Genomic DNA, 8077 nt, shown 5'->3' with positions numbered 1-8077 from the left:
GAATAGCACCGGAACCCATTTCTTCGCAAAATTCATCACAGAAAGGCAGGACCCCGAGACATTCGAGATGTTCCGACTGGGAACCTAGCCGAAAATGGGCTCGAATTCGGCACTCACGAGTTAGAGGCCAGTTCAAAAAGGCGAATTAGCGCGTTTGCGGGAGTTCCAGCAAACGAGCGAGCATGCGAGTTTCAGGAACGCTTCATGAAGCCACGAGCGAGTCCGTTCAAGGACCCAGCGGTATTTACCCAGACCGCTGCCATGTTCAGTGCGGCGCTTCGCGATCACCGGCTTGATGCCGAGATCACGCAAGCGCTCACGGTGCGACCCGGAGTCGTAGCCGCGATCGGCGTAGATTACTTTGGGCTTGCGAAGCGGTCGGTTGCGCGTGCCGCGAATCGGCGGTATCGCATCGACGAGCGGCAGTTGAGTGACGTCGTTGCGGTTTGCGCCGGTCAAGTTCGTGCTGACCGGCACGCCGTTGGCGTCAACGAGGATGTGATGTTTGGAACCCGGTCGCGCGCGATCCGTGGGGTTCGGCCCAGTTTTTCGCCCGCCCCAATAGCACGTACCGACGATGAATCGACCGCTGCATACGAGAGGTCTAACGGGCCTGATTCGCGCAGTTTGTCGAGCAGCAACCCGTGCAAAGTGTTCCAGACACCGACCTTCTGCCAGGCGTTTAGCCGACGCCAGCAGATCGCACCCGAGCCAAATCCCAACTGGGTTGGCAGTTAGTTCCAGCGTCTCCCGGTGCCTAACACGAACATGACGCCTTTGAGCGCAGCCCTGTGCGACACACGCGGTCGTCCGCGACGATCCTTTTTCCGGCACTTGGGCTGTGGCAGTAATGGTTCGATCAGTGTCCACAATTCGTCGTCAATGATCGGCGCTTGCATTCCCTCAGTCTCCGTTGCTGGATGGCCGAGGTTAACAGGTCGCCGCGAAAGTTAACAGCCCCTCTCAGGGTTTTTGAACTGGCCTCCAAAGCATTTTTTGGAATTCTGCCTCGGGAACCATTGCGTGCAGCCTGCCCGATCGAACGCGAGATGGAGGACGTCTCGCATCAGTGACGGCGGCGTCCCCAGCTACACCGCCCGTCATGGTCCAGGTTTCTCAGCAATTCAGCGCGACGACGTTCGCGGCGATAATGTCCGATCACGCCGATCATCGCGATCACCAGCGCGAACATCCCGACCACAATCCCCATCAATTTCATGCTCATGGTCGCCTCGTTTGCCACGTTCGATCTGGCACTGCCAACCCGTGCATGATTTCTTCAATCGCTTCGCCAACCGGCGATGACATCGTTCGTTCTCAATGCATCGCGATCGCCACACGTTCTCAGGAACCGTCAGGCCGGCGTCATCGTAGCGCTCGTCACCCACGTCATACAGCCAAGCCGATCCACAATCGTGCCCAGCACCGTTGACGGGATATTGGCGAACAACACGACAAAATCGGCGTAGCGGTCCGCTTGACCGGTGGAGATTTTTACGTCTAGGATCCCTGCGGTCAGGGGCAAAAGCAGTTGCCACAACACGACAATTCTCATGCTCCGAATTTCCGCGCGGACCTGGAGTTGGTACAGGCCCACTGCCGGAGTCTCCCCAAAGCTTGCTGTCATGGTGTCTTCTCGCCGGTATCCAGATTGCGTGTGCACCGCATGCTCACTCTCGCGGCACAAGCCGCTCCTTATTGCGTGTGCTGGCCACCGTTGATCGCGATATTCGCGCCAGTCACGAAGCCGGCATCTGCGGAGCACAGGTAGGCCACGAGGGCGGCCACTTCCTCGGGCTTGCCGAGGCGGCCAGCCGGAATCTGCGGCAGGATCTTGGTCTCCAGAATCTCCTGCGGAATCGCGGTGACCATCTTCGTCGACAGATAGCCCGGAGAGACGGTGTTCACCGTCACCCCCTTGCGGGCCACCTCCAGCGCCAGCGACTTGGTGAAGCCGTGCATGCCAGCCTTGGCGGCCGCATAGTTGGTCTGGCCCACCGAGCCCTTCGAGCCGTTGACCGAAGAGATGTTGATGATGCGTCCCCAGCCGCGCTCCACCATGCCTTCGCAGATGGGTTTTGACATGTTGAAGACGGAATCCAGATTGGTGCAGATAACCGCGTCCCAGTTCATCTTGTCCAGCTTGCGAAGCGTTACGTCGCGGGTAATCCCCGCATTGTTCACGAGAATGTCGATCGGCCCGACATCGTGCTGGATTTTCGCGACGCAATGCTGGCACGAGTCGTAATCGGCAACATTGACAGCGTAGGCGTAGAACGCGCGGCCCTCGGACTTCATTTTGTTTAGCCAGGAATCGACGCCCGAGTTGTTCGGCGAGTGGGTGACAACCACCCTGTAACCCGCGTCATGAAGTCGAATGCTGATCGCCTCACCGAGCCCCCCCATGCCACCCGTTACCAGTGCAATTCTGTTCGTCATCCTACATATCCTTGAGTTGACTATAAATATAATTGGACTACCCGTTGACGAGCCCTCCTCTGCGTCGCGGCGCTACATCTTGTGCAGCAGCGTCACCAGGATTAGCCCCACCGCGACGTGCGGGCCGCAATATCGAGGTCAATGCCGAGTGGCAGCCGTTGATTGTGCTGACAGTAAGCGAGGTCCGTCCCGTCGGGACTTAGCAGGCTGCGTCATGCCATTTCGCGTTCTGGCGACGCCTTGTCAGCCCGACTGGCGTGGGTGTTTGCCAGCTTGTTGTTCCATGCCAATGCAGCACGACTTCAACGGCGCGTTGCGCGGTCTCGATCGCATGACTGCGGGCAGCGCGCATCGCTTCAATCGCGATACTGGCGATCGACAACACAGAATTCGTCGCAGGGACCATCGCTCCGGAGCCGGCTGGCGGATGCTTCGCGACTTGAGCCAGCCACTCATTCGACTTCTTGTCGAAGTGCCCGAACTGCGCGGTCGCGACCTTCGTCCAATCGGACTGCGCGCTCGCGACAATATCGAACAGGTGGTGATCATACGACGCGGCTTTCCCGACGGCTTGCTGTGACAGCTTCCATTTCTGCGTAAAAAACGCCACAGGGTTGGTGCTGTCAGCCGCGTTGTTGAGGTCGTCCTCCCACTCTGCGAGCACTGCTCGGGTAAGCTGAGCGTTGAGATCGGCCACGGCCTCGAAAGCGCCGAGCGTCGCATCGGCTGCGGCAAACCACGTCTCGACAAGAGGCCCGTGAAAAGCCATATATTCCTCAGGCGAGAACACAGTCATCGCTCATTCTCCATTTTTAGTAATGCTAAAAAATGAAATGGTATGCGAACGTGCCTCGAATGAAGGATCTACCATTCACCCAACCAATCAGACGCATCCCTGACGTTTAGAGTACATACTCTAATGTATCAATTTGACAATCTTGTGGCCGCCCTGTCAACAGGAGAATTGACTAAATGGCCTCGGTCGTTCTCCGGTTGCCGTTTTTAAATCAGGATATCTAATTAAAAATGGCGGCGTCGTAACCATCAGCCAGAGCGCACAAAAACTGGCGCAAACGCAGGCGCGCTCGTATGGTCAGCGCACCATACCGCCCGGCGCTTCAAACTGTCGGCGCTGACGTTGTCCGATAGCTTTACGGGGATGACGGTCGTCGTCGCGGCATCAGCCATGCCAATGCAATATGGCATGGCTGATCGACTCGATATCCATAGCCGGGAACCCTCGACGAGAATACTGGCGTATCGGCTTCGAGTACGCCTGCATGAGATGCTCAGCCGTTGTTTGGCACCGGTAGTCGGCTCAAGCGCATCACCGGGCACCTGACTCAGCAGCGCGCTCTCCGGCTACCACCAAGGCTCCGAATGCGCTGGGTCGCAAGATCTTACCTACCCCGGTAAGTTGGGGCAATAATTGACCGGCGCCGTATCACCTGAACGAAGCAACTTGTTGTTCATGCAGAACAGCGAGTTCCGTGCAACCGAGTTCCAGCTGATCAGGCGCATTCGTGATGAGTATCAGCGTGGCAAGCTCGTGAGGATTGCAAATTTTTCCTCCCCAATCGTTAAAGGATGCTGCGGCTATCAAAGGCTTTCACGACGACACGGCAGTCGGCCAGGACAAGCAGTCGCGGGGTATGCCCCCGCGCAAGAGCCGAAACACGCTTCCCGGGAGCGCGTGTCGTTGAGACAGCTGGTCGCCAGCCTGTGAAGCTCAACTGGGATTCCAGTTGAATGCTAACTGGATGTCTTGCAGAACAAATCTATCGTTTACCCTGGGATTGACCCGAAGTCTTTGTAATTTTCGGCATCCGGTTTCGACCGGTTCGGGAGGCGCCAGGCGCCGCACTCCCCTTACCTGCGGACTGAGGCGACTGGGCGGGGCCGGTCAAGTGCAGTGCGCACGAAATCCTCACAATAATCGCTTAGCGCATCGGAAGCCGCTGCGGCGGCAGTTTCGTCCCCCTTCGCAACCGCGCGCGCAAGTTCGGCATGCAGCCGGGATGACTGGATGAAATCGGCCTCGGAAGCGCTATGGGCGTACCAGAAACGGCGCATTAGCGCCTCCATCGAGTTAATGGCGTTATAAGCGAAACTGTTGTGCGCACAAGCGGCGAACAGGTCGTGAAACGTCTTGTCAGCGCTCATGAGCGCAGCCGTATCCCTCGCGGCTGCGGCCTCCTGAAACGCGCGAGCAACTTGCCGCAACTCGAGGCGCTCTTCGTCGCTGGCGCGCATGGCGCCCATCCGGGCGATGAAACGGGATATCTCGCGCCGAAGTTCGAGCAGGCGCAGTTGATCCGACACGCTAATCTCAGATACCACGATCCCGCGGCGCGGAAGAATGGTCACCAGGCCTTCACGAGCCAGGCGCTGTAACGCTTCCCCGACGGGCGTGCGGCTGACCCCGAGCCGTTTGCCCAATTCGGGTTCGGAGAGCAAAGCTCCGGGAGGGAACTCCAGGGTGACGATCATCGACTCCAGTTGCTCATACACCCTGTCGACCAGATTCCCGGACAGCTTGGGATCCGGCCGAATTGTTCGCGTCTGCGTTCGTGGCATAACTAGCGCCTCGTTGGGAATTCTGTACGGTCCGTTTGCCCGCCGCGCCTGGTCCATGCGCAGAAAAAACATCCGCCCGGCTTACCTGGTCGCCCGGCCAAACAGCCGCGGGCCCAATGTAAATGGTTCGGTGCTGAAGACAGTCACGCTCGCCATCTCCGGATGCATCGGGTTCAGCAGCAGATTGAAATCACTTGGACAGACGTAGTCCGTATTGAAAGTGTCACCGTTGCGACAATAAATGTGTCACTCCATGGCATCCGGAGTCATAGAGGACGGCAAAGTCTTGCTGGGCTGTGGGTTCGGCCGTCGCGAAATAAATGTGCCACCGAACAGCGTCAGGATGTCCCGTGCCGCCGCATCGTCTGCCTGAAACTCCCCACTGTTCGGGCTTACCTGCCGTCGGAGACTTTTCAATGTCAAAACGGCATGAATTCGAAATCTGGCTCGACGGGCACGAGCCTGCAACGTTTCAGCCAAAGCTTCAGATTTTTGATATCTTCGAATGCGACGAGATCTTGCTCAAGGGTCTGGATGTTCAGTTGAAGCTGCTTGAGATCGCCAGCGAGGTTGTGCAGGACCGTATCCGGGGAAACGGGTTCAAACGGGTCGATTCCGTAGGCGTAACGAAAGGCCGACTCGACGTGGAGGATCTCCTGGTCGAGTTCGCGGATCTGTTCCTTCAGGACTACGTTGTAATGTTTCAGTCGCTCCTCACTCATGCTGTTCAGGGCATGCTGATCGATATGCTCGAGCTCCAGTTGCAGCTCCAGCAACTGCAGCAGGTCGTTTTTCTGGTAGGCCTCGTTGACCCGCTGCATCAGCCGGGTTTTCCGCTCTCGCTCCTGCGCATCGGTTTCGCGATCCGGATGCAGCTCGCTGGCGAGTTTTCGGTAGACCTCGCGAATGGACAGGTTGATCTTTGCCTGCTGTTCCTGTGCCCGAGCTTCGGCGGCCTGCTGTCGCGATGATTTCTTCCGCTTTGCGCGTCGGGCATCCCGCTCTGCATTCTGGGCATCCCGTTCCGTCTGGGCTTGCCGGAAATGGGTCTCAGCACGTTGCAGCAGGTCTTCCGGCGAACTCAGGTCCAGATCGTCCCCCAGATCGACACCGAACACCGTCTCGAACATGAACTTCATCCCGTCGACCTCTTCGGCCACCTGGCTGTCGTAGCTGGTAGGGCTGTATTTGTCATAGATGGCTTTCAGCTCTTTTCCTTCATCATTGTCTTCGTCGATCAAGTCTCCGGCCAGATCAAGGATCACTGGCGCAACCTTACGGCGCTCGGCTTTGGTCAGTCGTTCGTAGGCACGGTCCAGGCAATGCACCATCCGGATCTGGAATGCGAACGATTTCTGCTCAAGTGGGAGAAGCTCGTTGACGTACTGCTGCTGGAAGGCAGGCTTAACCGTTTCCCAGTCGCGCAAGCGCTTGCGTCGTTTCCCGATCTTCCCGATCAGCGAGTTGAACGTCTTCTGGGCTTTCGACAGGGCCGACGTGTTGTGATCGGGCGCAATGCTGACAGATCGCGATGTTCTGGACATGGGGAAATCCGCTGAAGGCGGGGAGAAAGTCAACGACGGCGCCCATTTTACCCGACGCAGGGCCACGCGCACCGGGATGCCGAACGGTCCAGAAGCGAAATTACATGAGACTGTGTCGCTAACCCGGATTAGCGAGACAGCTGCGTTTCCTGTTCAAAGATGCCGCAGGACAAACAAGTCACTCCGACCGACACGTTGTTGCCTATACTGAAGAGGTGCCGAATGCTTCCACGCCATCGTCGTTTCCCGGCCACCTCCCCTCTGAAGTTTTCCAGGTTTTTCCTGAAAATGTGCCGTTCCACATGTCTATTAAGAGGTGAGTAGACCCGGGGAGTTGCGCCCCGAGTCTCTCGCAGAACCGAACGTGAGTCTCTCGACTCATTCGGCTCCCGTTATCCAACCGCTACCCCAACGACACGCCAGTGGACAAACAACCGCGGGTGGACGCGCTTCATCTTACGTAGCCATTCCGCACTACGTCGCTTGTGCTGCCGCAACCCCTTGTACTTTCGTCGAGCCCACCGCATAAGCCGTAGGTCGATGTAGCCGAAGAGGCTGTGCATCGCCGTCCGATAGAACGCCCCATAGTAGTTCCACCACCCTTGTATCGTCGTGTTGCATTGCTGCGCAAGTTCATCCAGCGTCGCCGGTGTTCGTCGATGCATGCGCCAACTCCGCACGACCTGTCTCATCCGCTTTAAGGCATCATTGCTCACCGCCGGCAGAAAACTAGTAAATAACCGTCGATGTTTGCTCAATGCCCGTCTCGGTCTGAACGTAAAACCGAGGAACGTAAACTGCACGTTCGGATAAGTGCCAGTGCGCTTACCGTCCTTGCAATACACGATCTTAGACTTCTCCGGATGCATCGTCAGACCACACTCTGCCAGCCGCACTTCAATCGCTTGCATCACGGCTTGTGCCTGCGCCAGACTGCGGCAGTGAACCACCGCGTCGTCGGCGTAGCGCGCAAAGGGAGACTGCGGCCATGTCCGCTGCATCCAGCTATCGAACGCATAGTGCATAAACAGATTCATCAAGATCGGGCTGACCACACCGCCCTGGGGTGTACCCCGCATCCGGGGCAGACTCGCCCCCTCCGCAGTTTCGAACGGAGCAGTCAGCCACCGCTCGATGTACAGCAGGATCCAGCCTTCCTTGATGTGGTGTCGCACCGCCTTTAACAACAACGCATGATCAATCTGGTCGAATGCCGCCTTGATGTCAAACTCAACAACCCAGTCATATTTCCAGCAACGCGTACGCGTCACGGCAATCGCCTGTTTCGCCGACTTGCCCGGCCGATAACCATAAGAATCGTCATGGAATATCGGGTCAAGTGTCGGCTCGATCATCAGTTTGACCACACTTTGCGCCACGCGATCAGATACGGTGGGGACGGTCAGTGCGAACTGCACAAGTGCTCAACGAGCATTTGGGATGGGCTGAGATCCGTCATCCATTTCATCCCCTCAGGGGCCAACGCTTTTCCGTGCTGAAGGCGCGCCGCGTCGCAG

The 8077-nt window shown here is 57.6% G+C and carries 8 protein-coding genes and 1 pseudogene; 1 reads left to right on the top strand and 8 read right to left on the bottom strand.

Annotated elements, in window-relative coordinates:
* Positions 1 to 132 precede the first annotated feature (132 nt).
* From L5014_RS38140 to ltrA, 8 genes and pseudogenes are all read right to left on the bottom strand, one after another.
* Positions 133 to 899, bottom strand: a pseudogene (locus L5014_RS38140) (IS5 family transposase).
* 167 nt (positions 900 to 1066) lie between these two features.
* Complete coding sequence (locus L5014_RS38135; protein ID WP_238469030.1) at positions 1067 to 1225, bottom strand: hypothetical protein; 159 nt, start codon at positions 1223 to 1225, stop codon at positions 1067 to 1069.
* A 129-nt stretch (positions 1226 to 1354) separates the two neighbouring features.
* Positions 1355 to 1555, bottom strand: coding sequence for a hypothetical protein (locus L5014_RS38130; RefSeq protein WP_238469029.1), 201 nt, complete (start codon positions 1553 to 1555; stop codon positions 1355 to 1357).
* Between the two features lie 140 nt (positions 1556 to 1695).
* Positions 1696 to 2439 (bottom strand): acetoacetyl-CoA reductase, encoded by a 744-nt coding sequence (gene phbB, locus L5014_RS38125; RefSeq protein WP_238469028.1) that lies wholly within the window; start codon positions 2437 to 2439, stop codon positions 1696 to 1698.
* 199 nt (positions 2440 to 2638) lie between these two features.
* Positions 2639 to 3235, bottom strand: a complete 597-nt coding sequence (gene phaP / locus L5014_RS38120) for a TIGR01841 family phasin (protein ID WP_238469027.1) — start codon at positions 3233 to 3235, stop codon at positions 2639 to 2641.
* A 1073-nt stretch (positions 3236 to 4308) separates the two neighbouring features.
* Positions 4309 to 5016 carry a GntR family transcriptional regulator gene (locus L5014_RS38115; RefSeq protein WP_274389666.1) on the bottom strand — a complete coding sequence of 236 codons (708 nt, stop codon included), beginning with the start codon at positions 5014 to 5016 and terminating at the stop codon, positions 4309 to 4311.
* Positions 5017 to 5435: 419 nt separating this feature from the next.
* Entirely contained in the window at positions 5436 to 6560 is a 1125-nt protein-coding gene (locus L5014_RS38110) for a J domain-containing protein (RefSeq protein ID WP_238469025.1), read from the bottom strand.
* A 392-nt stretch (positions 6561 to 6952) separates the two neighbouring features.
* Positions 6953 to 7978, bottom strand: coding sequence for a group II intron reverse transcriptase/maturase (gene ltrA / locus L5014_RS38105; RefSeq protein WP_238469024.1), 1026 nt, complete (start codon positions 7976 to 7978; stop codon positions 6953 to 6955).
* On the opposite strand from ltrA, the gene L5014_RS39160 reads away from it, so the two are divergent.
* On the top strand, positions 7966 to 8077 hold a 112-nt coding region (locus L5014_RS39160; protein ID WP_420800209.1), incomplete at its 3' end, for a DUF5372 family protein. The genes ltrA and L5014_RS39160 overlap by 13 nt on opposite strands.

The sequence above is a fragment of the Paraburkholderia tagetis genome (genome assembly GCF_022213065.1).
Lineage (GTDB): Bacteria > Pseudomonadota > Gammaproteobacteria > Burkholderiales > Burkholderiaceae > Paraburkholderia > Paraburkholderia tagetis.
This window is presented reverse-complemented; position numbering and strand designations above follow the sequence as displayed.

Coding starts and splice junctions, on each gene's coding strand:
- L5014_RS38135 (WP_238469030.1), bottom strand. CDS start 1,225: ATGAGCATGAAATTGATGGGGATTGTGGTCGGGATGTTCGCGCTGGTG.
- L5014_RS38130 (WP_238469029.1), bottom strand. CDS start 1,555: ATGAGAATTGTCGTGTTGTGGCAACTGCTTTTGCCCCTGACCGCAGGG.
- phbB (WP_238469028.1), bottom strand. CDS start 2,439: ATGACGAACAGAATTGCACTGGTAACGGGTGGCATGGGGGGGCTCGGT.
- phaP (WP_238469027.1), bottom strand. CDS start 3,235: ATGACTGTGTTCTCGCCTGAGGAATATATGGCTTTTCACGGGCCTCTT.
- L5014_RS38115 (WP_274389666.1), bottom strand. CDS start 5,016: ATGCCACGAACGCAGACGCGAACAATTCGGCCGGATCCCAAGCTGTCC.
- L5014_RS38110 (WP_238469025.1), bottom strand. CDS start 6,560: ATGTCCAGAACATCGCGATCTGTCAGCATTGCGCCCGATCACAACACG.